Origin of the sequence: Chryseobacterium sp. SC28 (assembly GCF_003932955.1) — a bacterium.
In the GTDB taxonomy this organism is placed as follows: Bacteria; Bacteroidota; Bacteroidia; order Flavobacteriales; family Weeksellaceae; genus Epilithonimonas.
This window is the reverse complement of the sequence record NZ_QOVY01000001.1, coordinates 123,344-147,871: the sequence shown is the minus strand read 5'-3', so window position 1 is coordinate 147,871 and position 24,528 is coordinate 123,344. Positions and strand designations below refer to the sequence as shown.

23 protein-coding genes are annotated in these 24,528 nt (G+C 40.1%); 17 read left to right on the top strand and 6 right to left on the bottom strand.

The window, feature by feature from the left end:
• The first annotated feature begins 17 nt into the window (after positions 1-17).
• The 11 genes from DTW91_RS00675 to DTW91_RS00625 all read left to right on the top strand — a co-directional run bounded on the left by DTW91_RS00675 (position 18) and on the right by DTW91_RS00625 (position 13,546).
• The gene (locus DTW91_RS00675; protein WP_125201495.1) at positions 18-1,196 is read left to right on the top strand and encodes a glycosidase; all 1,179 of its coding nucleotides are present in this window, start codon (positions 18-20) and stop codon (positions 1,194-1,196) included.
• 78 nt (positions 1,197-1,274) lie between these two features.
• Positions 1,275-2,465 (top strand): AGE family epimerase/isomerase, encoded by a 1,191-nt coding sequence (locus DTW91_RS00670; protein ID WP_125201494.1) that lies wholly within the window; start codon positions 1,275-1,277, stop codon positions 2,463-2,465.
• Complete coding sequence (locus DTW91_RS00665; RefSeq protein WP_125201493.1) at positions 2,462-3,481, top strand: carbohydrate binding domain-containing protein; 1,020 nt, start codon at positions 2,462-2,464, stop codon at positions 3,479-3,481. The genes DTW91_RS00670 and DTW91_RS00665 overlap by 4 nt, the downstream gene beginning before the upstream one ends.
• Positions 3,482-3,520: 39 nt before the next feature.
• Positions 3,521-4,642 carry a glycoside hydrolase family 26 protein gene (locus DTW91_RS00660; RefSeq protein WP_125201492.1) on the top strand — a complete coding sequence of 374 codons (1,122 nt, stop codon included), beginning with the start codon at positions 3,521-3,523 and terminating at the stop codon, positions 4,640-4,642.
• 88 nt (positions 4,643-4,730) lie between these two features.
• Positions 4,731-6,713, top strand: coding sequence for a cellulase family glycosylhydrolase (locus DTW91_RS00655; protein WP_125201491.1), 1,983 nt, complete (start codon positions 4,731-4,733; stop codon positions 6,711-6,713).
• A gap of 9 nt (positions 6,714-6,722) precedes the next feature.
• A complete protein-coding gene (locus DTW91_RS00650; protein ID WP_125201490.1) occupies positions 6,723-8,105 on the top strand; it encodes a sialate O-acetylesterase in 1,383 nt (460 codons plus the stop codon).
• A 33-nt stretch (positions 8,106-8,138) separates the two neighbouring features.
• Positions 8,139-10,415: a beta-glucosidase BglX gene (gene bglX, locus DTW91_RS00645; protein WP_125201489.1), complete on the top strand. Its 2,277-nt coding sequence runs from the start codon at positions 8,139-8,141 to the stop codon at positions 10,413-10,415.
• Between the two features lie 446 nt (positions 10,416-10,861).
• Positions 10,862-11,626: an HNH endonuclease gene (locus DTW91_RS00640; RefSeq protein ID WP_125201488.1), complete on the top strand. Its 765-nt coding sequence runs from the start codon at positions 10,862-10,864 to the stop codon at positions 11,624-11,626.
• 290 nt (positions 11,627-11,916) lie between these two features.
• Entirely contained in the window at positions 11,917-12,252 is a 336-nt protein-coding gene (locus tag DTW91_RS00635; RefSeq protein WP_125201487.1) for a helix-turn-helix domain-containing protein, read from the top strand.
• A gap of 85 nt (positions 12,253-12,337) precedes the next feature.
• Positions 12,338-12,769: a DoxX family protein gene (locus tag DTW91_RS00630; RefSeq protein ID WP_125201486.1), complete on the top strand. Its 432-nt coding sequence runs from the start codon at positions 12,338-12,340 to the stop codon at positions 12,767-12,769.
• Positions 12,770-12,772: 3 nt separating this feature from the next.
• Complete coding sequence (locus DTW91_RS00625; RefSeq protein ID WP_125201485.1) at positions 12,773-13,546, top strand: sulfite exporter TauE/SafE family protein; 774 nt, start codon at positions 12,773-12,775, stop codon at positions 13,544-13,546.
• Between the two features lie 132 nt (positions 13,547-13,678).
• Here the strand turns inward: DTW91_RS00625 and DTW91_RS00620 are convergent, their stop codons facing one another.
• Both DTW91_RS00620 and DTW91_RS00615 read right to left on the bottom strand, forming a co-directional pair.
• A complete protein-coding gene (locus DTW91_RS00620; protein WP_125201484.1) occupies positions 13,679-14,245 on the bottom strand; it encodes a DUF2911 domain-containing protein in 567 nt (188 codons plus the stop codon).
• A gap of 15 nt (positions 14,246-14,260) precedes the next feature.
• On the bottom strand, positions 14,261-15,415 hold the full coding sequence (locus tag DTW91_RS00615; RefSeq protein WP_125201483.1) for a methionine aminotransferase: 1,155 nt from the start codon (positions 15,413-15,415) through the stop codon (positions 14,261-14,263).
• Between the two features lie 219 nt (positions 15,416-15,634).
• Between DTW91_RS00615 and miaA the strand changes: the two genes are divergently transcribed.
• The gene (gene miaA, locus DTW91_RS00610; protein ID WP_125201482.1) at positions 15,635-16,534 is read left to right on the top strand and encodes a tRNA (adenosine(37)-N6)-dimethylallyltransferase MiaA; all 900 of its coding nucleotides are present in this window, start codon (positions 15,635-15,637) and stop codon (positions 16,532-16,534) included.
• A gap of 66 nt (positions 16,535-16,600) precedes the next feature.
• Positions 16,601-17,176 carry a thioredoxin family protein gene (locus tag DTW91_RS00605; protein WP_125201481.1) on the top strand — a complete coding sequence of 192 codons (576 nt, stop codon included), beginning with the start codon at positions 16,601-16,603 and terminating at the stop codon, positions 17,174-17,176.
• 55 nt (positions 17,177-17,231) lie between these two features.
• Here DTW91_RS00605 and DTW91_RS00600 read toward each other — a convergent pair whose 3' ends face one another.
• The 4 genes from DTW91_RS00600 to DTW91_RS00585 are packed head-to-tail and all read right to left on the bottom strand — an operon-like array spanning position 17,232 to position 19,965.
• Positions 17,232-17,750, bottom strand: a complete 519-nt coding sequence (locus tag DTW91_RS00600; RefSeq protein WP_125201480.1) for an NUDIX hydrolase — start codon at positions 17,748-17,750, stop codon at positions 17,232-17,234.
• Between the two features lie 59 nt (positions 17,751-17,809).
• Positions 17,810-18,721: a site-specific tyrosine recombinase XerD gene (gene xerD, locus DTW91_RS00595; protein ID WP_125201479.1), complete on the bottom strand. Its 912-nt coding sequence runs from the start codon at positions 18,719-18,721 to the stop codon at positions 17,810-17,812.
• Between the two features lie 35 nt (positions 18,722-18,756).
• Positions 18,757-19,188, bottom strand: a complete 432-nt coding sequence (locus DTW91_RS00590; RefSeq protein ID WP_125201478.1) for a deoxycytidylate deaminase — start codon at positions 19,186-19,188, stop codon at positions 18,757-18,759.
• Positions 19,189-19,197: 9 nt separating this feature from the next.
• A complete protein-coding gene (locus DTW91_RS00585) occupies positions 19,198-19,965 on the bottom strand; it encodes an enoyl-CoA hydratase/isomerase family protein (protein WP_125201477.1) in 768 nt (255 codons plus the stop codon).
• A gap of 121 nt (positions 19,966-20,086) precedes the next feature.
• Here DTW91_RS00585 and DTW91_RS00580 point away from each other — a divergent pair, with 121 nt between their 5' ends.
• The 4 genes from DTW91_RS00580 (at position 20,087) to DTW91_RS00565 (ending at position 24,524) form a co-directional block, all read left to right on the top strand.
• A complete protein-coding gene (locus DTW91_RS00580; protein ID WP_125201476.1) occupies positions 20,087-20,500 on the top strand; it encodes a septal ring lytic transglycosylase RlpA family protein in 414 nt (137 codons plus the stop codon).
• Positions 20,501-20,618: 118 nt separating this feature from the next.
• Positions 20,619-21,911: a phosphopyruvate hydratase gene (gene eno, locus DTW91_RS00575; protein ID WP_125201475.1), complete on the top strand. Its 1,293-nt coding sequence runs from the start codon at positions 20,619-20,621 to the stop codon at positions 21,909-21,911.
• 226 nt (positions 21,912-22,137) lie between these two features.
• On the top strand, positions 22,138-23,424 hold the full coding sequence (locus DTW91_RS00570) for a citrate synthase (protein ID WP_125201474.1): 1,287 nt from the start codon (positions 22,138-22,140) through the stop codon (positions 23,422-23,424).
• A 185-nt stretch (positions 23,425-23,609) separates the two neighbouring features.
• The gene (locus tag DTW91_RS00565) at positions 23,610-24,524 is read left to right on the top strand and encodes a dimethylarginine dimethylaminohydrolase family protein (protein ID WP_125201659.1); all 915 of its coding nucleotides are present in this window, start codon (positions 23,610-23,612) and stop codon (positions 24,522-24,524) included.
• The last annotated feature ends 4 nt before the right edge of the window (positions 24,525-24,528 follow it).

The following is a 24,528-nucleotide window of genomic DNA, read 5'->3' as shown; positions in this document are numbered from 1 at the left end:
AAAACAATAGAAGTACAATGAGCGATTTATTCACTACACGCTTGAATGCAGTAAAGGAAGAATTTGAAAATTTAATTACAATAAAAAACTTTCCCTTCGAAGAAGCCGGAAATGGTATTTTTACCCGTTATAAAAATCCTGTGGTGACAGCTGCCCACACTCCTTTGGAATGGCGTTTTGATTTTGATGCCGAAAGGAATCCGTTTTTCATGCAAAGGTTTGGGATCAATGCCACTTTTAATGCAGGGGCGATGAAATGGCAAGATAAATACTTGCTTTCAGTACGAGTAGAAGGATATGACAGAAAATCTTTTTTTGCTATAGCAGAGTCTCCCAATGGAATAGATAATTTCAGATTCTGGGAAAAACCAATTGTAATTCCACAAATTGCAGGAAATCCGGACACCAACGTTTATGATATGCGTCTTGTAGAGCACGAAGACGGTTACATTTACGGTATTTTCTGTACGGAGCGCAAAGATATAAGAGCACCAAAAGGCGATACCACTTTAGCAACTGCAAACGCCGGAATTGTAAGAACGAAAAATTTATTAGATTGGGAAAGACTTCCCGATCTGGTTTCCAGCACTGGCCAACAGAGAAATGTGGTTCTCCATCCGGAATTTTCAAATGGAAAATATGCTTTGTATACCCGCCCACAAGATGGATTCATTGATGTGGGTAAGGGAGGCGGCATCGGATTAGGTTACGTTCAGGATATGAAAAATCCCATAATTCAGGATGAAGCCATCATTTATGGAAAGAAATATCACACCGTTTACGAACTGAAAAACGGATTGGGTCCAGCACCTATTAAAACAGAAAAAGGCTGGTTGCATTTGGCACATGGTGTTCGCAATACAGCCGCCGGACTGCGCTATGTATTGTATCTGTTTATGACAGATCTTAATGAATTAGGAAAAGTAATTTATAAACCCGCAGGTTACTTTATGGCTCCCGAAGGAATTGAGAGGGTGGGAGATGTTTCAAATGTATTATTTTCGAATGGTTGGATCGCGGATGATGATGGCAAAGTCTTCATCTATTATGCTTCTGCAGACACGAGGATGCATGTTGCCCTCTCATCTGTCGACCAGCTATTGGATTATTGCATTAATACGCCGGAAGACAAATTGTCTTCCTACGAATCTGTACAAACCATTATGAGAATTATAGAAAATAATCTTGTCAATTAAACTTTTCGTCAGTTAGTTCTTATTCAATTTGTACAGGCTTGGAAACCAAAACATTGCATTTTTAAAATTTCAATTAAAATGTCATCATTAGCAATCATCAAAGAAGTCGAAAAAGAACTTCATCATATCCTTGATTATTGGGCTCAGAACACCCTCGATGATGCCAATGGAGGATTCATCGGAAAAATTGACAGTGACGAAAGCAAAAATCCAAAAGCTGAAAAAGGTTCGGTAATGCATGCCAGGATCTTATGGACTTTCTCTGCAGCCTATCCTATAACACAAAATTCCGAACATCTTAAAATAGCACAGAGGGCTTTTGAAGAAATTAGAACTAAATTCTATAATCCTTTCCAGAAAGGAATCTATTGGAGCATTAATGCAGACGGAACGCCAAAGGAAACTAAAAATCAAATTTACGCCTTGGCATTTGCCATATATGGTCTTAGCGAATTTTATAAGGTGACCAAAAATCACGACGCTTTGGATTTGGCAGTTAGTCTATACCACAGTATTCAAGAGCATAGTTTCGACCGGTATAAAGGTGGTTATTTTGAGGCTTATACGAAAGATTGGGAAGCGATTGAAGATGTAAGACTCAGTGATAAAGACGCCAATGAAAAAAAGACAATGAATACACATCTTCATATCGCAGAGGCTTTTGCCAATCTTTATACGGTCTGGAAAAATGAGGAATTAAAAAAGAATACGACTCAACTTTTAGATATTATCGATCTTTATTTCATTGATAAAGAAAAGTGGCACCTCAAACTTTTTTTTGATGAAAACTGGGTAGAGAAAAAAGATGTTATCTCGTATGGGCACGATATCGAGGCTTCTTGGCTCCTGCAGTGGTGTGCAGAAGTTTCTGAAGACAATCGGCTAATAGATATTTTTAAGTCTTACGCTGTAAAAATGGCAGATGCCACTCTCGAAGGTTTGGACGCAGATGGTGGTCTTTGGTATGAATATGACCCCCAGAAAAATCAACTTATTGCCGAGAAACACTGGTGGCCGCAGGCAGAACTATGGATCGGATTTATGAATGCCTACCAACTGACAGCAAATAAAAATTATTTGAACATTGTTTATAAAAATTGGATCTTCGTTGATGAATATATCATCGATCACAAAAATGGAGAGTGGTTTTGGGGAATCGACGAGAATCACAAAAGACTGAATAAAGACAAAACAGGTATTTGGAAATGTCCATATCACAATGGAAGAGCTTGCTTAGAGATACTAAAAAGAAATAAAGAAGACCAATGAAAAAAATAATTTGTGCAATCGCGTTGGCATCCTCACTTTTCACATTCGGACAGAAAAACCTAATCAAAAATGGGGGATTTGAACTTAATTCAGAGTTTTGGCGTGGCGAAAATATCCTCACCATCAATCCTTACACCAAAAAAAATGGCGCAAATGCAGGCTGTATTTCCGAATTTGTTTCGCCGCAGTGGAAAGGAATAGATCAGGAATTCATCATTCCAAAAAATACAGCTGCTGTAGAAGTATCCGCATGGCTAAAAGCAGACGGAGTAGAAAAAGGGAAAAACAGTTGGAACAAAGCGGTAATGGTTCTTGAAATGGCCGGCAAAAATCAAAATATTGCAGAATTGGAGGGAACTACGCAATGGCAATTGGTAAAAAAGATAATTCCCGTTGACCACTCCCGTTCAGGAAGATTGATGCTGGCATTATCCGAATGCACAGGGACTTTCTATTTTGATGAGATTCAGGTCATTCCACTTTCAACGCAAGATTATAACATAATCTTGGAAGAGCAAACTAACCAATATCCAGTAGCTGTCATTAAAGATGCTACCCCGTTAGAATTTTTAAAATTAAGCAACGGAAACTTTGAAAAAGGATTAGAAGGATGGCGAGGAGGTGCGGAAGTAGTTTCTGAAGAAAAATATGAAGGTCAAAAAAGCCTGAAGCTTTCCTCGCAAAATCCCGTGTGGACGGGTATAGATCAAATAGCTGACATTCCTGCGGATGCTCAAACCATAAGTGTTTCCGCTTATGCTAAGCCCCAAGATCTAAAACAAGGCAAGAACGATTGGAACAAAGGCGTAATGATTGTAGAATTCACTTCAGACGGAAGCAAAAAGACCTCTCAAGATCAGACGATATTCTCTGTTTTGGGCTCCGGGGACTGGCAGATGTTTTCCAAAACTCTGGAAATCCCAAATGGTTCTAAAAAATATAGAATTATGATTGCTTTAAACGAAGCTACTGGAATAATGTATGTGGATGACGTTCAGGTGAAATTTAATCCATAAGGACAAACCAAATAAAAGGAGCTCCGAGAGCCAAATACTTTGAAGACCATCTTTACCATCATATCAATCAATCTATTGTCGATCATTAATGCGCAATACAGACTGTCGGATCCGGAAGCCACCAAAGAAACTGTAAACCTTTATAACAATTTGGTAAAAGCTCAGGCTGAGGGCTATTTTGTGGGGCATCAGGATGATCTGGCGTATGGCGTTTATTGGAAATATCAGGAGGGGAAAAGCGATGTAAAAGATGTAGTGAAAGATTTTCCTGCTGTTTACGGTTGGGAATTAGGCGATCTGGAATTAGGAAGAGATAAAAATCTTGACGGTGTTCCTTTCGATAAAATAAAACAATATATCCGGGAAGGATATGAGAGGGGTGGAATTATTACACTCAGCTGGCATACCAATAATCCGATTACAGGGAATAACGCGTGGGACACCTCCTGCACCTCAATAAAAGATATTTTGCCTGCAGGTAGTAAAAACAAAATTTTAGAAGATTATCTAGATAAAGTGGCTGCATTTTTCCTTGATTTAAAAGGAAAAAATGGAGAACCGATTCCCATTTTGTGGCGCCCATTTCATGAGCACACGGGAACTTGGTTTTGGTGGGGTGTCAATTCTGCTTCGGATGATGAATACAAAGAACTCTTCAAGTTTTCTGTCGATTATTTAAGAATAACAAAAAAAATACACAATCTCATTATCGAATATAATACAAGTGCAGATTATTCTACGGTGGAGGAATTTATTAGAAGATATCCGGGTGATAAGTATGTAGATGTTTTTTCATTTGATACCTATCAACGATCGGCATCAGAAGATGAAAACAAATTTTTGCAACAGTTGGACACACTGCTTTCAGTGATGAACATTGCAGCCAAAGAGCATCAGAAAATTTCCGCAATCGGTGAGATAGGCTATAATAAAATACCTGACAAATATTGGTTTACGAAAATTTTAAAACCTATTTTTGATAAGCATGAGTTTTCGTATGTGTTGTTTTGGAGAAACGCTGGCTTTAAACCCGATCGTAATGAAGTGGAATATTATCTCCCATTTAGAGGTCACCCGGCAGAAAAGGATTTTATAAAATTCTATAAAGACAAAAATACATGGTTTGAGAAGGATGCCAGAAAGATGAAACTTTATCAGTAATTCAGATTTCAATTTTATTTGCATAAGACCCAATACGCGCTTATGGTACCTGAAAACCTCGCAAAACTTTGAAAAAAAATCAATGATTATGAAATTTTCAAAAATAATTTTACTCTTATATGTTTTCGTTTTTTCTCTCGAGTTAGCACAAACGCCGGTGGACGAAATAGGGCAATTACGCGTTATCGGAACTCAGCTCTCGGATCATAAAGGAATGCCGATAAGATTGGTAGGCACAAGTTTCGGATGGAACAACTGGCACTCCAGATTCTACACGAAAGGTACCGTCAAATGGCTTAAAAACGATTGGAATGTCAATGTAGTTCGTGCAGCATTAGGAATAGATCCAGAAGGTGCTTATCTCCAAAATCCAAAAGAGAATTATAAAAACATAGAAACCGTTGTAGAAGCTGCCATCAAAGAAGGTGTCTATGTTATTATCGATTGGCATACCCATAAAATCCACCCCGATGAAGCAGGTACATTCTTCGACAAAGTTTCTAAAAAGTACGGTAAATATCCAAATGTCATTTACGAAATATTCAACGAGCCCGAACAACAATCTTGGCAAGAGGTAAAAGAATATGCCGAAGAAATTATTAGAACCATCCGAAAAAATGACCCCCACAATTTGATTTTGGTCCCTTCCCCAGAATGGGATCAAAGGCTTGATCTTGTCCAAAAAAATCCCATAAAAAATGTTTCCAACATAATGTACACGTTGCATTTCTATGCCGGCACCCACAAAAAAGAACTTCGTGATCTGGCCGATGCTGCTATCAATTCCGGAATTCCCGTTTTTGTCTCAGAATCTGCAGGAATGGAAGCAACCGGCGACGGAAAAATTGATTATCGGGAATGGCAGAAATATTTTGACTGGATGGAAAAAAGAAAACTGAGCTGGATCACTTGGTCGATATCTGACAAAAAAGAAACCTGTTCCATGCTTTTGCCCACAGCTTCATCCACCGGAAACTGGAAACAGTCAGATCTGAATGAATCAGGTATCAAAACCAGAGAATACTTAAAACAATTCAATCGAAGAGGCGAGTATATTCCGACATTTCAATGGAAAGGCCGAGTGGAAAAAACATCAAATACAACAGCTACACTCTCGGGGTCTGCTTCATCAGTTGAATTCAGTTTCAAAGGAAATTCCACCGGTATCAAACTGAAAAACAATCCACATCAAAATTATTACAATTATATTTCAGTAGAATTAGACGGAATTTATATTGGAAGAATCAAAGTTGATAACAATGATTTTAAGTTATTTACTTTTGAGGCCAATAAATCTACAAATATCCATGACATCAAGATCTTCAAAGCGACTGAAGCCGCAATGGGAGAAGTTATAGTAGATGTTTCCGAGATCGAAGCGCTTCCGAGCCCAGCACTCGCTAAAAAGAAAATCGAGTTCATAGGAAACTCCATTACCTGCGGATTTGGAAATGATGAAACCGCGCTTCCTTGTGGACAAGGACAGTGGTTTGACCAGCACAACGCTTATTTGGCTTATGGCCCTGTGGTTTCAAGAATGTTGGGGACTAATTTTTTATTGAGTTCCGTTTCAGGATATGGCATATACCGAAATTGGAATTCCGAGCCGGAAGAAGAAAATACTTTACCGGAAGTCTATCCTTATTTATATTTAAGAAAAGACAATCCAGAAAAATTTGAAAATGATTACCAACCTGATCTCGTAAGCATATGTCTGGGAACAAACGATTTGTCCCTTGGCGATGGTACGAAACAGCGCTCTCCCTTCGATAGGGGTAGATTTGTTCTGGAGTATATAGAATTCATCCAAAATATATATAAGCTGTATCCTAACACCAGAATTGCCTTACTCAATAGCCCAATGGTTGGCGGCGAGCGAAACAAACTTTTTGTAGAATGTCTCCGTGAAATAAAAAGTTTTTTTATCAATGATAAGCTGCATCCTCCTGTCGAAATCTTTGAATTTCCGGAAATGAAAACCGAAGGCTGTGGCCATCATCCAAGCGCATCAGACCACAAAAAAATGGCAGAATTGCTTTTTCCTTTTTATGAAAAATTACTCAAAAATTAAAACTTTAAAATGAAATCATTTCTTAAACTTTCATTCTTGATCATTACCGGGTTCGCTTTTGCAAATATCCATCTCCCTGCTATTTTCGACGACAATATGGTTTTGCAAAGAAACGCCGAAGTAACCATTTGGGGTCACGCAGATCCTGCAGAAACAATAACCCTCAACGCAGACTTTCTAGACAAGGAGTACAGCGCGACAGCAAAAAGTGATGCCACCTTCAAAATTACATTCAACACCCCCGCCGAGGGTGGGCCTTACATTATTTCTTTAGTAGGTTACAATAAGGTGGTTCTTCAGAACGTCATGTTGGGAGAGGTCTGGCTCATGTCGGGGCAGTCCAATATGGAAATGAGCGCAGCTTGGGGAATCAAAGATGGCGACAGCGAAATGGCAAATGCCAACTACCCATATATACGTCTATTTACCGTCGGAAAATCTGCCGCCGATTGCCCGCAGACAGACATTATTGGAAATTGGAATATCTGTTCAACAGAGACAGCTAAAAATTTCAGCGCAGTCGGATATTTTTTTGCCCAAAAGCTCCACAGCGAATTGGTCGGTGTTCCGGTCGGCGTTATCTGTTCGGCATGGGGAGGGAGTGCAGCGGAAATTTGGACGCCAAAATACATTTTTGATCAGCAACCCGATTTGGCGGAAAGTTTCAAGACGATACAATCGTCAAAAAACGAATATTGCCCCAGCAACATTTCTGTTGTGTACAATGCAATGATCGCACCTTTTAATGATTTCAAAATTGCAGGAGCGGCTTGGTATCAAGGTGAAACCAATACCGCAAATCCGAATTCTTACGAAAAGCTTTTGACCTCTCTTATCGGTTCCTGGCGTCAAAACAGAGCTTATAAATTTCCATTTTATATTATCCAGATAGCATCTTTCAAAGGATTTGGAGACGCGACAGCACAGATTAAAAATATCCAAAGAAAAGTTTCTCAAAATGTAGAAAATTCAGGTTTGGTAGTTATCTCAGATTATTCTATGATCGACGATATTCACCCAAAGGAAAAAAAGCCTGTGGGCATTAGACTTGCTAATTTGGTGCTGAAAGATGTTTATCATAAAGATCTTCCTGCTGGTTTTCCTACTTGGAAGTCCTTAGAATTTAAAGGTAATAAAGCCATCTTAACTTTAGATTTTGCAGACGGCTTACATTTTAAAAACAAGACATCCGACCAGTTTGAAATAGCCGGAAGTGACAAAAACTTTGTGAAAGCAAAAGCTAAAATCATTGGGAACCAAATTATTCTAGAAGCAAAAAGCGTCAAAGATCCTGCTTTGGTACGCTACAATTGGAGCAACGACGCATTTCCCGATCTTTTCAACAAGGCCGGTCTGCCAGCTTCGGTGTACAGCAATGAAACCATCAAATAATTTTTAAATACACATTTAACAAACACTTAACAAATGAAATTCACCCAATTTTTTACCATAACAATGATGATGAGCTTGACAACTATGATAAATGCACAACAACAGCTGAATCCCGAAACAGAAAAGAAAATCGATATTTTGATGTCTAAGATGACATTAGAAGAAAAAGTAGGTCAAATGAATCAGTACAACGGATTCTGGGACGTGACGGGTCCTGCGCCGGTGGGCGGAACCGCTGAACAAAAATATGAAAATATCAAAAAAGGGTTGGTGGGTTCTATGCTTACCGTGCGAGGGGTTTCAGAGGTGAAAGCCGTCCAAAAAATTGCAGTAGAACAAACCAGATTAGGAATTCCTTTGATTATTGGATTTGATGTCATTCACGGCTATAAAACCCTAAGTCCTATTCCTCTTGCAGAAGCTGCAAGTTGGGATCTGAAAGCCATAGAAAAATCTGCACAAATAGCAGCCTCCGAAGCTGCAGCGTCTGGGATCAACTGGACATTCGGTCCTATGATGGATATTTCCCGGGATCCAAGATGGGGCAGAGTAATGGAAGGCGCGGGAGAAGATCCATTTCTGGGAAGTAAAATTGCCATTGCACGGGTTAAAGGTTTTCAGGGCGATAATACATTTAAATCGCCTTTGAGAATTGCTGCAACTGCGAAACATTTCGCAGGCTATGGTTTTGTGGACGGCGCTTTGGAATACAATGCAGCTGAAATCAGTACCAATACTCTTTATAACCAGATTTTGCCCCCGTTTAATGCCGCCGTCGATGCCGGCATAAAAAGTGTGATGACCTCTTTTAATACCATCAATGGAATTCCCGCTACCGCAGATAGATATCTCTTGCGGGATGTATTAAAAAAGAAATGGGGATTTTTAGGATTTGTAATTTCAGATTGGGCTTCCATTAAGGAAATGATTCCTTGGGGATTTTCAAAAGACGAAAATGAAGCAGCAAAATCGGCGGTAGAAGCGGGTACGGATATGGATATGGAAGGTGGCATTTATGTTCCTTATCTGATTGATTTAGTAAAAACGGGAAAAGTAAAACAAGAGCACGTAGATGATGCAGTGCGCCGAATTTTGAGGGTTAAATTTGAATTGGGACTATTCGATGATCCCTACCGCTTTCTGGATGAAAAACGAGAAAAGGAAATCATCGGAAGCAAAGCAAACAGGGAAGCGGTTCTGGATATCGCAAAAAAATCTATTGTATTACTTAAAAACGACCAGAACATTCTACCGCTCAAAAAATCGGGGCAGAACATTGTGGTTTTAGGATCTTTGGCAGAAAGTAAAAACTCGCCTTTGGGAAGTTGGAGGATCGCAGCAGACGATGATACTGCCGTTTCAGTATTAGAGGGTTTACAGAAATATAAAGGCAATTCTTTAAAGTATGTCAAAGGGCTCGAAATCACAAAAGTAGAACCAACGTTCTTAACCGAAGTGCAATATAATATGACAGACCGAAGTGGTTTTGAAGAAGCAAAAAAAGCGGCGAAAGAGGCCGACATCGTCGTTATGGTTTTAGGAGAGCACGGTTTTTCGTCCGGGGAAGCTAGAAGCAGAACCAATATTGATCTGCCCGGTCTTCAGCAGGAATTTTTAGAAGAAATTTATAAAGTTAATTCCAATATTGTTTTAGTCCTTACCAACGGTCGCCCATTATCAATCTCCTGGGCAGCAGAGAAAATTCCCGGAATATTAGAATGCTGGCAGTTGGGCACAGAAACAGGAAATGCCGTGGCAGAAGTTTTATACGGGGATTATAACCCGAGTGGAAAATTACCCATGACTTTCCCCAGAAATGTTGGTCAGATTCCCATCTATTACAACCATTACAGTACCGGAAGATTTATGGACAAGGATAATAATGTGTTTTGGAGCCATTATTCCGATGTCGACAAGACTCCGCTTTACCCTTTTGGGTACGGCTTAAGTTATACAACTTTTGAATATTCTAATCTGAAAGTCAATAAAAAATCTTTTGCTAAAGGAGAAAAAATCATTGTAAGTGTAGATCTGAAAAATACAGGTAAAGTTACGGGTAAAGAAGTGGTACAGTTATATCTGCACGACGAGTTTGCCTCTGTGGTAAGACCTGTAAAAGAACTTAAAGGATTTGAACTGGCAGAACTGAAAGCTGGCGAAACAAAAACGATAACGTTTGCACTAACAGATGCAGAACTTGGATTTTACAATCATCAGCACGAATTTGTAGTCGAAGCCGGAACTTTCAAGGTCATGGTTGGAGGAAGTTCTAATGCCGGATTATCAATGAAATTTGAATATGGTAATTAGTCGCTCCCAAAAAAATTGATTAGTAATATTTCAGTTTATTGCTAATAGCTTTTTAAGCGACAAATTTACTTTCCCTGCCGCTGGCCTAAATTATCATTTTTAAAAACAAAATTGAGATCACAAGCCTGAGTTAGCAGGTAAAAAATAATTACAAAAAATATAGTTTAACGCACTTTTAGCTCGTGTATTTTATTAAGATTTCGCAATACCCAGCAATTTTTAGGGCTTAAGTCCTAAATTAAAATCATAAACTTTCGAATAAGAGGCCATACGCATTATATTTTCTTAAAGTTGAAGGCTGAAAAGTTTTGCGTAAAATTGAAAACGAAAAACCAAACTTTGATGATAAACTTTGCTTTGCTTTTTCCATTCGGGAAAGCTAAAACTTGGAAGCCAAATGAGAGTTACAATTAAGGAAACACTATCCAAACCAATCTTTGAAAAAAATGACGAGAAAGAAGAGCGAACAAAAGAACTTAAAGACAATATTTTCAAAATCAGCTGAACCAAACAGTTTGGAATGGACTGAAATACTGCGGAACGAAAAACTAACGCATGAACTTGATTTAGCAATTTTTCAAGCCTTGTATTCGTTTCAAGATTACAAAGCTTATGCAAGTCAAATTGCCTTAATTTTAGAAACAACTCACCCCCCACTAAATCTTGAAATTGGACGCTATGCAAAACGTATTGCGAAACATTATCACATAGAATTTACGGCAAGAAGTTCTGGAAAATTCAAGTTTTGGGATTTGTTTTTTAACGGCTGGTACGAAGGGACAAAATTTGTTTGGCAATTACGACCTGAATTAGTTGAAGCCTTAATAGCAACAGGCTTGACAGGAGAGGAAATTTATCCGGACGAACTTCCAACAGAAATTACAGAAGAACTCTTTGAAGGTATTAAGCGGACAATAACGGTAAACTCATACGAAAGAAATTCAAAGGCTAGACAACTTTGCGTAAAGCATTGGAAAGCCATTTGTGCCGTTTGCACTTTTGACTTCGAAAAAACATATGGAGAAATTGGTAAAGGTTTTATACACGTTCATCATTTGACACCTGTTTCGCAAATTGGAAAAGCATATCAAGTGAATCCAATTAACGACCTAATTCCAGTTTGCCCAAATTGTCATTCAATGCTACACCGGCAAGAACCACCATTGACAATAGACGAACTAAAAAACATTATTAAACAAAATGACGACTGATAGAACAGCACCGGCCAACAGCGGTGTGGTAAAAGTTGCGGGTTCAGTGCAAAATTCAACTGCAGTTCTCGGATTGAACTTGGCACAACATTAAAGTTTGGTGTATATTTGTAATGGCTTGATGTTGAGGGATCTACATTGTAAGCAAGTTCGTAAATGTTGGCAGAAATAGTTTCTCAGAATCCCTAAAGAACATTTTCTTACAAAACGAAAAAAATCAACCCCTGAAAAAGAAATAGAAAAAGCAGAAAAAATAAGATTGAGATATTTTAAATTTAAAAATAAGCAAAATGAAAAATAAAGAAAAAGAATTAGAAATGTTCTCTTTCGACAAAATAAAAGATGAATTTATGGGCGAAGTTGGAACTGCAAAAAGAACGCTTTACGAACAAGAACTTCAAATGGAAATTCTCGGGGATTTAATTAAAAAAGTCCGCCTTGAAAAAAATATGACGCAAGAAGAACTGGGAAAATTAATCGGAGTTCAAAGAGCACAAATATCAAAACTTGAAAACAATCCTACAAACGTTACAGTCGAAACAATTTTGAGAGTTTTTAGTGCGTTAAAAGCTAAAGTGAATTTTAATGTAGAAATCTTAAACAGCAAGGTAAAAATTGCAGGATAAAACTACTACTGCCAACAGCTATTTTTTTTAATTTCGGCAAAAACTAAGTTATTCCGCCCCGACTAAATTCAAAAAACAAATCATAATGAAATTTTTCGATAAAATCATTAGTACAGATTATTCAAAAAGCACGATTTTGATTCGGTTGCTCGTAGGAGCCGTTTTTCTGTCGGAAGGTATTCAGAAATTGACGTTCCCGGAGCTTCTGGGAGCGGGTCGTTTTGAAAAAATAGGGTTTTGCCATCCCGGGTTTTGGGCGCAGTTCACCGCCTCTTTTGAAATTTTATGCGGCACTATGATTTTATTGGGCTTCCTTACGCGGCTTGCCTCCGTACCTCTTTTGATCATTATGCTCGTCGCCTTCGTCACCACCAAATATCCCATTCTCATAGATAAGGGTTTTTGGACGATGGCACACGAATACCGAGCAGACTTCGCGATGACCATCGGTACTATTTTTTTAATAATCAAAGGCGCCGGCTATTGGTCTCTTGACAGAAAACTCAAGAATTCGTAGAAAATGGAAATTATTATCATCTCTGCTGCCGCATTTCTAGTGGCCATTCTCACTTTCTTTTCAGGTTTTGGTTTGGGAACCATCCTTACGCCTGTGTTTATGATTTTCTTTCCGGTAGATTTAGCCATCGCCTTAACGGGCATCGTGCATTTCTTTAATAATATTTTCAAATTGGTTTTGGTTGGCAAAAATGCGGACAAGCAAGTCTTGTTGCGCTTTGGTATTCCTGCAGTAGTGGGGGCATTTGTAGGTGCTTTGCTTTTACTGCACATTCCCGACAGCCATCCTTTGTTCACTTATCAAATAAACGGAAATACATTTGAAGTTTATCCCGTCAAATTTATTATTTCCGTACTTCTCATCATCTTTGCGAGCATGGATCTTATTCCTTATTTTGGCAAACTTCAATTTGGTAGAGACAAATTAGCGCTGGGCGGTGTTCTAAGCGGTTTCTTCGGCGGACTGTCGGGCAATCAGGGCGCGCTGAGAAGTGCATTTCTGATTAGAGCCGGGCTATCAAAAGAATCTTTTGTTGCCACAGCAGTAGTCGTATCCACATTTGTGGACTTCACGCGCCTATCTGTTTATGCAACAAGATTCACAAAAGCGGGACTTACTGAAAATCTTAAGGTCGTAATACCGGCGACCCTCGCAGGAATTCTCGGCGCATTCATTGGAAACCGCCTTCTGAAAAAGGTGACGTTGAAATTTATACAGACACTCGTGGCAGTAATGTTAATCATAATTTCATTAGCCTTAGGAGCGGGACTTATTTGACCTTTTTGGTTCGAAGATAAATGCAACACAGCTGCCCCTTGGCAAAAATCGACAAAAGTTTTCAGTGCTTTAACAAATAAAAAAGTCCTATCAAAAAATGATAAGACTTATCGATGATTAAGCTCAAAAATATTACTGAAACTCGATGGGGAACTTCACTTGCGTATTGTCCCAAGCGGCGTACAAATCGGCTCCCGACTTGGTTGGTACAAACGAGATCGAAAAATATTCAATAGGCGAGGACACTTTCTCAGCCGGCACATTGAACCGTACGACATCTTTGCTCTTGTCGTAGGAATAAGCGCCCCACTTATCGATGTCCGAATTCAGGATAATGGTCCATTCTTTTTCATTGGGGATGGCGAAGAGGCTGTAAGTCCCGGCAGCAATGTCTTTTCCGCCCACTTTTACCGGTGTGTAGAATTTGATTTCCGTGTTTTCATTGGCACCCATTCTCCAGATTTCTCCATATTTCACGAGGTTTCCAAAGATGACCCTGTTCTTTTTTTGCGGTCGCGAGTACAAGACTTTCACTTTCGGGGTTTCTGTTTTGGAAGACGTCACCTGAAGTGGAAAATAAGTCGCATCCATCGGACTCGCATCGGCAGGCGGGTAGGATACTTTGGTAGGATTCATTTTGCTTTGAGAAAAAGCGCTGACGCCGATCAGTAATGCGGCAGCTAAAAGTAAATTTTTCATAAATTTTGATTGTTTTTAGTTTATTTTTAATAAGTTTTCTATCGCTTTGTCCAGCGTTTCCTGTTTTTTTGCAAAACAAAACCGAATCACTTTTTCGTCGGTTTGATCTTGGTAAAACGCCGAAAATGGGATGGTCGCAACTTTATATTCCTTCGTCAGCCAATGGCAGAAATCCTTGTCTTGCTTATCAGAAATCGAACCAAAGTGGGCGGATAGAAAATAAGTCCCTTCGCAATCCAACAATTGAAAAGACGTTGCTGATAATGCACTCCTGAAATAATTTCTTTTCTCTTCGAAGAAAGTAGAAATTTCGGAAAAATCTTTCATATTTTCCAAATATTTCGCAATCGCATATTGCGCCGGCGTATTCACGCAAAAAACATTGAACTGATGCGCTTTCCGAAACTCTTTCATCAACTCTTCGGGCGCGGCAAGATATCCAATTTTCCAGCCGGTAATATGAAGTAATTTTCCAAAAGAGCCTACAACAAAGGTTCTTTCTTTCAGCTCGGGATATCGGGCTAAGGTCAAATGCTTTTTCCCGTCGAAAGTAATGCTTTCATAAACTTCGTCGCCAAGGATTATGATGTTTGTATTTTTTACCAGTTTGATTAATTCATCAATATCGTTTTGTTTCAAGATTTTCCCCGTTGGATTATTGGGATTATTGAGGATGATCATTTTTGTCTTCTCGCCTATTAGATTTTTCACTTCTTCCCAACGGATTTCATAATCCGGATAATGCATTTTGACATTTTTGACAACGCCTCCGTTCAGAATAATCGCCGGTTCATAGCAATCGTAAGCGGGTTCGAAGATGATCACTTCGTCATCTTTTTCCACAAAAGCAGAAATCACTGTGAAAATGGCTTGCGTTCCGCCAGCCGTGATATTAATTTCGGAAGCAGGATGATAATCCACTTGATATTGCGAATTGAATTTTGCAGAAATCGCTTCGCGCAGTTCTATAATCCCGAACAGTGGCGCATACTGATTGTAACCCTTCTTTGCAAAATCACCCAAATATTCTAATAAATTTTCATCCGGCAGATAATCCGGAAATCCCTGCGAAAGGTTCACGGCGTTTTCCTGCTGAGCCAACATAGACATTTCTGTAAAAATGGTGGTTCCAACATTTGGAAGTTTGGAATTGGGAAGTCTTAAAGCCATAATGACGGTAAAATTAAGTAATAATTGAGAAACTTTCTAATCATATTACCGATGTTTTTCTACCCTAAAAGTCACAAAGTTTTTATCAATAATAGCAACCAAAAAGTTATAAAAAAGTTTCAACTATGCTTTTTGGGGCTTATCTACAAATGTCTTATGCGACTGTTGTGCTGATTAAAAAAGTGAATCTCATTTTGTAAATTTGCAAAAATATTTTGCTTGAAGCGTCTCATATCCATCATCGGAACTACCGGAATCGGCAAAACCAGATTGGCCATCGATTTGGCAAAGCGTCTGGACACAGAGATTATTTCCTGCGATTCGCGACAATTCTATCGGGAACTGAAAATCGGAACGGCAATGCCAACCGAAGTTGAATTGGAAGAGGCAAAACATTATTTTGTGGGCAATTTGAGCATTGATGATTATTATTCCATCGGGCAATATGAGCAAGATGCTTTGAAAAAACTCAACGAAATCTTCGCCGAAAAAGATATCGCCATAATGGTCGGTGGCAGCGGAATGTACGAAAAAGCCGTGGTCGAAGGAATGAACGATCTGCCAGAAGCGGACGAAGATCATCAAAAAAAATTGAATGAAATTTTAAAAAATCAAGGCATCGAAGCCTTGCAAAAATTACTACAAGAAATGGATCCGGAATATTTTGCAACGGTAGATAAAGATAATCCGCGAAGACTTCTGCGTGCGATCGACATCATCTGGCAAACGGGAAAAACCTACACCGAAAATCTTAGTTTGCCAAAACCAAAACGGGATTTCGAAACCATCAGAATCGGAATCGACGCGCCGAGAGAAATCGTCTACGAAAGAATCAACCGCCGTGTGGATCAAATGATGGAAAAAGGTTTGCTGGAAGAGGCTAAAGGATTAATTGCAGACAGAGATAAAGTGGCGCTGCAAACCGTCGGTTATGCGGAATTGTTTCGATATTTTGATGGCGAATGGGATTTGGAGTTCGCCGTTTCCGAAATCAAGAAAAATTCGCGCCGATACGCCAAACGTCAAATGACTTGGAATCGCAAATTGGAAAATGTGAATTGGGTCCGTTTTGATAATTCTCTTTCAGAAGCCTTATCTTTGCCATCCATTATGCCCTAAATACTTATTAGTGAGACCATTTTGCGAATTGGTAAATTGTTATATCTTACTTTAAACAAAAAATTTATGTCAAACACACCATCCAATATGCTGGCTTTAGGCACAAAAGCGCCGGACTTCAGCCTTCCAAATCCCGCGAAAAACAACGAAATTCAAAGTTTGGATTCGTTGAAAGGAAAAAAAGGAACTTTAATAGTTTTTATGTGCAATCACTGCCCGTTTGTGCTTCATATCATTGATAAACTGGAGGAATTGTACGAAGATTATCGATCGCAAGGCATCGAATTTATTGGCATCAACGCCAACGATGCGGATCAATATCCGGCGGATTCTCCGGAGAAGATGGTGGAATTTGTACAGGAAAAAAACATCAACTTTCCTTATCTATTTGATGAAAGTCAGGATGTTGCGAAGGCTTATGATGCCGCTTGCACGCCCGATTTTTATTTCTTCGATGACGATTTAAAACTGATCTACCGCGGGCAGATGGACGACTCGCGACCCGGAAATCAAAAGGAAATCACCGGCGAAGATTTGATTATCGCCTTCGAAAATCATTTGGCAGGACAAGCGCAAGAAGATTTGCAAAGACCGAGCTTGGGCTGCAACATTAAGTGGAAAAAGAAAGAAGCCCGAAATTAATTTGGAATTTTTTCGGTAAAAGCAAACCGTTTCGTTTTCCTACGAGCCGGTTTTTTTATTGAAACTTTTCCAAGTTATTTTTGATAAAATCTTTCTGCGACTCAAAAGCAATCTTGTCAATTTCGATTTCAGAAATTGCAATCCAAGTGCCGGCTGATATTTCAGATTCTTCCAACTGGATCTCGAACTTTTCTTCCACTTTATAAAGAAAAAATAAATCCATCGTGTTGTAATCGACGTTTTTATAAGGATAAATGTTGGGTCGGCTGCCCAGATATTTCAGCTTTCGAATATCAATTTTCAGTTCCAATTCTTCGTCTAGTTCTCTGGCGCAGGTTTCTTCGGCAGATTCTTTTGGATCGCTGAAGCCGCCCGGTAGATCGAGTTTTCCTTTGCCCGGTTCCTGATTTCGCACGGTAAAAAATATTTCGTTTTCACATTGTATGATCACGGCTACTGCAGCGGCGGTATTGTGGAACAACACAAAATCGCAGTGGCTGCAACTGAACTTGCTGATGTGATCCCATTGTAAAGTTTCTTGTCCGCATTTGGGGCAGAATGTCAGATTTTTCATCGTATAAAATTACTGAAAAAAAATGCGAAAAATCCCACTTGAGCCGATTTCCTCAGAATTTAGATCGCTTTTTTGTTTCGAGGATGAAATTGGATGATGACGTCTCTCAACTCCTCGGTTTTCAGATGCGTGTAAATCTGAGTGGTTGTAATGCTGCTGTGGCCCAGCATTTCCTGAATAAACCGAAGATCGGCGCCGTTCTGCAGCAGATGCGTGGCGAAAGAATGCCGGAAGGTGTGCGGCGAAATATTTTTGTTGATGCCTGCTTTTTGCGCCAAATCTTTTATAATGATAAAGACGATGACGCGGGACATACGGTTTCCGCGGTTGTTCAGGAATAATATATCCTGCGATTTTTTGCTGATTTTGGCTTGGCTTCTGACGGTTTTAATATAATTTAGAATATAGCCGGCGGTGGTGGTCGCCAGTGGCACGAGCCGTGTTTTGTCGCCTTTTCCTTCTACCAGCAGATAGTTTTCTTTGAAGTTGATGTTGGAGATTTTGAGATTCACCAACTCCGAAACGCGAAGACCGCAGCCGTATAGCACTTCCAAAATACAATGATTTCTTATTCCAATATCGGTGTCGGTATCTATGCTGTCTATGATTTTGTCCACATCTTCTATGCTCAAGGTGTCGGGTAGGTAGAGCCCCAGTTTCGGGGTTTCCAAGAGTGCCGCCGGATTGTCCTCTCGGTATTCCTCCTCCAGCAAAAATTTGAAAAATGCTTTAATAGAGGAGATGCCGCGGGCTTGCGAGCGCTCGCTCATCCTTTTTTTTGATAATTGATAAAGGTATTCTTGCAGGTTTTCGTAGCTGATGTCTTGCGGAGAAATCTCGTCCAAATCCGTATTCGCGAATTTTTCGAGTTTTTTGATGTCTCGAAGGTAAGCATCCATAGTGTTGTCGGAAAAATTTTTTTCAAACCGAAGGAAATTGGAGAAATCGTTTATTTTTTCGGCCCAGTTCATTTTGTGATTTTTAGTTTTCTTTTATGCGTTTTTGTTCACAAAAGATAAAGTTCCTGTTCCGTAATGTTTAGAATTTCGATTCCGGCATTTTTTAAAAACTCCAGTCCGCTGTCGTCTGAATAATTGGTCATATAAACCACTTTTTTTATGCCCGCTTGCAGGATCAGTTTGCTGCACTCTTTGCAGGGCGACATCGTGATGTAGAGTGTGGCATCTTTGCAGGATTGCGTGCTGCTTGCAATTTTGAGGATGGCGTTGGCCTCTGCATGAAGGACGTACCAGTGCGTTTTGCCTTGCTCGTCTTCGCATATATTTTCAAATCCGGAGGGTGTGCCGTTGTAGCCATCGGAGATGATCATCCGGTCTTTTACGATCAGTGCGCCGACTTTTTTCCGCTTGCAGTAAGACAGGTTTCGCCATTCTGCCGCCATTTTGAGATAGGCGATATCGAATTTGTTGTAATCCATTATCAAAATTTATTTGAAAATGGGCTTTCTCTTTTCCAAAAAAGCCGAAACACCTTCTTTGAAATCTTCTTGGCCGAAGAGGTCTCCAAAAGAATTGATTTCTGTTTCCATTCCATTGTCCGAGTCGCTGGCATTGACGGCTTTGATGGCTTTTGCAATCCCTTGTGGCGAATTTTTTGCAATCAGCGTTGCCAATTCCTTTGTCTTGGAAATCAGCTCTTCCTGAGAAAACACTTCATTCACCAGACCGATAGATTTTGCCTTTTCTGCGGTGATCATTTTAGCGGAGAAGATCATTTCGTTTGCCAATCCTTTTCCGATTAATTGGGGCAATCTTTGGGTGCCGCCATAGCCGGGAATCAGTCCCAATGTGACTTCGGGCAAGCCTAATTTGGCATTTTCTGAGGCATATCGGATGTGGCATGCAAGCGCCAATTCTAATCCGCCGCCGAGCGCAAATCCATTAACGGCTGCGATAACCGGTTTGCTGAGATTTTCGATTTTATTGAAGACATCGTGACCTCTTTTGGAAAGTTGTTTTGCCTGATCTTGGTTCAAGGAAGGGAATTCCTTAATGTCAGCGCCCGCCACGAAGGCTTTTTCGCCGCTTCCCGTAATAATGATACAATTGACGCTCGGTTCCGATTCCAAATCATCGAAAACGCTGTCCAGATCATTGAAGACTTGGGCATTCAAAGCGTTGAGACTCTCCGGCCGGTTGATGGTTACCACTGCGATTTTGCTTTCTATGCTTAATTTTATACTTTCGTAATTCATTTTAAAAATAATTATGTTCGAGGTTCTTCTTTAATTTTGTCTCGAAGATAGAAGTTTTTGCAAGATAAACAAAATAGAACCACGCACTTGAACTCTGATTGCAATATTAATCCCAATTCCAATGAACAAAACCTTGCTTGAAAATAAAAAAACTTTATTTAAAACTTTGTTTAAAACGTGTTGCTTGCTTTTTTTAGGACTTATTATTTCCTGCAGTGCGAGCCGCGATTCCAGAAACTTTTCAGGATATAAAACCACAACCGTTTCCTATTATGCCAATAAATTTGACGGCCGGAAAACCTCGAGCGGGGAAACCTATCGGCATTCTAAACTCACCGCATCCCACAAAACACTTCCATTTGGAACCAGGGTAGAAATCATCAATATTGCGAACAATAAGTCGGTGGTCATCAAAGTAAACGATCGTGGTCCTCTAAAGCCTTCCCGGGCATTCGACCTCAGCCAAGGAGCCTTCAAAAAAATAGCAAATCTGAATGACGGCATCGTAAAAGTGAAGTACAGAATACTGAAATAGTCCGTGAAAATAGCATTAAAATGTAAAAAGTCATTCAGTTCATAACACTAAAAATGCTTAAATTTGTCATGCTTTAAACAAAAGTCAAAAATAAAAATCTTAAAACAACATCAAGACAATGAGTTACATTTCATTTATCGAAGCAAGACAAATATTAGATTCCCGAGGAAACCCCACGATAGAAGTGGACGTTTTCACAGAAAGTGGAGCAATGGGCCGTGCAGCAGTGCCTTCTGGCGCTTCTACAGGTGAGCACGAAGCCATCGAACTAAGAGACGGTGCGCCGGAATTCCTTGGAAAAGGAGTTTTGAAAGCGGTAGAAAATGTAAAGGAAATCATCGCTCCGGAATTGATAGGTCTGCCGGTTTTCGAACAAAATTTGATAGATGCCGTGATGATCGATCTTGATGGAACTTTTAATAAAGGAAAATTAGGCGCCAACGCGATCTTGGGTGTTTCTTTAGCCGTGGCAAAAGCAGCGGCCAATGAACTCAGAATGCCGCTTTACAAATATGTAGGCGGAGTCAATGCCAACACACTGCCCGTCCCGATGATGAACGTCATCAACGGCGGATCGCACTCCGATGCGCCCATCGCTTTTCAGGAATTTATGATAATGCCGGTGCAAGCAGATTCTTTCTCGCACGCCTTGAGGAAAGGAACCGAAATCTTCCACAACTTGAAATCTATCCTTCACGGCCGAGGCTTGTCCACAGCTGTTGGCGACGAGGGCGGATTTGCACCCACTTTCAAAGGAACGGAAGACGCTTTGGATACTTTGTTGCAAGCGATCGAGAAGGCTGGATACAAACCCGGCGACGATGTGATGATTGCCTTGGACTGCGCCAGTTCAGAATTTTACAAAGACGGAATCTACGATTACCGAAAATTCCAAACACCGGATGCCGCCCAATTTAGCAGCAGCGAGCAAGTTTCTTATTTGGCCGACTTGGCAAATAAATATCCGATCATCTCCATCGAAGACGGCATGCAGGAAAACGACTGGGAAGGTTGGAAATTGCTGACAGACAAACTTGGAGACAAAGTCCAACTTGTGGGCGATGATCTTTTCGTGACCAATGTGGAACGACTTGCGCGAGGTATTGATCAGGGCATTGCAAACTCAATTTTGGTGAAAGTAAACCAAATCGGTTCTCTTTCCGAAACGATGGCTGCCGTGCAAATGGCGCAACAGAACAGATATACCACCGTGATGTCTCACCGATCCGGAGAAACGGAAGACTCTACCATCGCCGATCTTGCCGTGGCACAAAACTGCGGACAGATCAAAACCGGATCAGCTTCCCGATCCGACAGAATGGCGAAATACAATCAGCTCCTCAGAATAGAAGAAGCATTGGGAGAAACTGCCATTTTCCCGGGATTAGACGCTTTCAAAATCAAAAGATAAGATTTTTACCAAAAATCACTATGGAAAGCATTTGGAATATTTCAAATGCTTTTTTAATTTAATACAATTGATAATCAATTAATTATACTTATAAGTTTGAGGAGTTGATGTCCTTTAGATTGCTCAATTACAGGCATCCATAAAATCAATTGCCTGATATGACTTTTCTCAGTTGACTATTTCAACATAAAGTGTTATATTTAACACAATAAAATAAGTTTTTAAAATGTCAGACAACAAGGTTATATTAAATTACGACGGGAAAAATTACGAGTACCCGATCGTAGAAAGCACCATCGGAGACAGAGGCATAGATATTTCCAAACTGAGAGATCAGACGGGACTAATCACTTTGGATCTTGGTTACAAAAATACGGGCGCTACAATCAGTGAAATCACTTATCTGGATGGCGATAAAGGAGAACTGCTGTACAGAGGATATCCAATCGAGCAGATTGCGGAACACTCTAATTTTACGGAAGTAATGTATCTTTTGCTTCACGGAGAATTACCCAACGCAGAGCAGTTCGCCAACTTCGAAAACAGCATCAAGAAATATAATTTTGTTGCCGACGAGCTTAAAAAGTTAATCGATGTTTTTCCTCGTTCTGCCCATCCGATGGGCGTTCTCTCTTCTATGACCTCTGCGCTTACGGCTTTTAATCCCACTGCCGTGAATGTTAAATCCAAAGAAGATCTGGATCATGCCTCGGAATTAATGATTGCAAAATTTGCACACCTTTGTGCGTGGACGTACAGAAAAACGCAAGGCCTGCCCATCAACCACGGAGACAACAGCCTGAATTATGTAGAAAATTTCTACAAAATGACATTTAAACTTCCTAATCAGGAATTCCAGATGGATCCGGTCGTGGTAGCGGCTTTGGACAAATTGCTGATCCTACACGCCGATCACGAGCAAAATTGCTCGACTTCTACGGTACGAATGGTAGGTTCCGCACATACGGGACTTTTCGCATCGATTGCTTCGGGCGTTTCTGCACTTTGGGGTCCGTTGCACGGCGGTGCCAACCAAGCGGTAATCGAAATGCTGGAACTGATCGAAAAAGATGGGGGCGACGTGAGCAAATGGGTGGAAAAAGCCAAAGACAAAAACGATGGCTTCCGTCTGATGGGCTTCGGACACCGCGTTTACAAAAACTTTGATCCAAGAGCGAAAATCATCAAAAAAGCGGCCGACGACATTCTTGATTCCTTAGGAGTTCACGATAAAGCCTTAGACATCGCGATGCAATTGGAAAAAGTGGCGCTGGAAGACGACTATTTCATCGAAAGAAAATTATACCCGAATGTAGATTTCTACTCAGGAATCATTTATAGAGCTTTAGGAATCCCGACTGAAATGTTCACCGTCATGTTCGCCTTAGGAAGATTGCCGGGATGGATTGCCCAATGGCGGGAAATGAGACTCAAAGGTGACCCGATTGGCAGACCAAGACAAATCTACCAAGGTGCTACACCAAGAGATTATGTGGATATGAATAACAGATAATAGATATTCTCTTTCTGAAACGATTGATAATCCCTGAAACGCTGTTTTGGGGATTATTTTTTGTCAACATAGTTAATATTCTTCACGCAGAAACCCCCGATACTGCTTGTAATGAGATATTATTGCGCATTCTTCCTTTTTTGGAATGCTTTAATTATATTTGCTCCACTTACAATCCTATGTCAATCCAACTTAATATTAAAAACGAAACAGGAAAGCTGAAATCCGTCGTTCTAGGACAACCAAAATCCATCGGTCCGATTCCTACGCTTGCAGAAAGCTACGATGCCAAATCCTACTACAGCATCGCCCATAATACCTATCCCAAAGAAGAAGACATCATTTTCGAGATGACCCAATTCGAAAAGGTCTTGAAAAAATATGACGTGGAGGTCTTCCGGCCGAAAATTATTAAAGATTACAACCAGGTTTTTGCCCGCGATGTCGCCTTCGTCATCGAGGACAAAATGATTATTTCCAATATCATCCCAGATCGCGCCGATGAGCAGGAAGCTTACCGGCATATCATCGACAAAGTCTCTTGGAGAAACGTCATCAATCTTCCGGAAAAAGCGCACATCGAAGGCGGCGACGTCATCGTTTGGGACGAGTTTCTGTTCATCGGGACCAGCTACAGCCCGGATTATCGAAACCTGAAAACCGCCAGAACCAACGAATATGCCATTGAAATATTGAAAGAATATTTTCCAAAGAAAAGAATCATCGACCTCGATCTTAAAAAAAATGATACCGATCCGTACGAGGGCATTTTGCATTTGGATTGCACTTTTAATCCCATCGGAAAAGACAAATGTGTGATTTACAAAGGCGGATTTGTAGATGAGGACGATTACCAATTGGTGATAGATATTTTTGGAGAAGAGAACTGCTTTCACATCAATACTGAAGAGATGTTTCAGATGTTCCCCAACGTATTTTCCATTGCGCCAGATGTTGTGGTTTCCGATGAAACTTTCACCCGGATGAACGATCATTTTCGCAACGAATGGGGCATCACGGTGGAAGAAATTCCTTATCGGGAGATTTCAAAAATGGGCGGACTATTGCGATGTTCTACGCTTCCACTGGTTAGAGAATAATTTT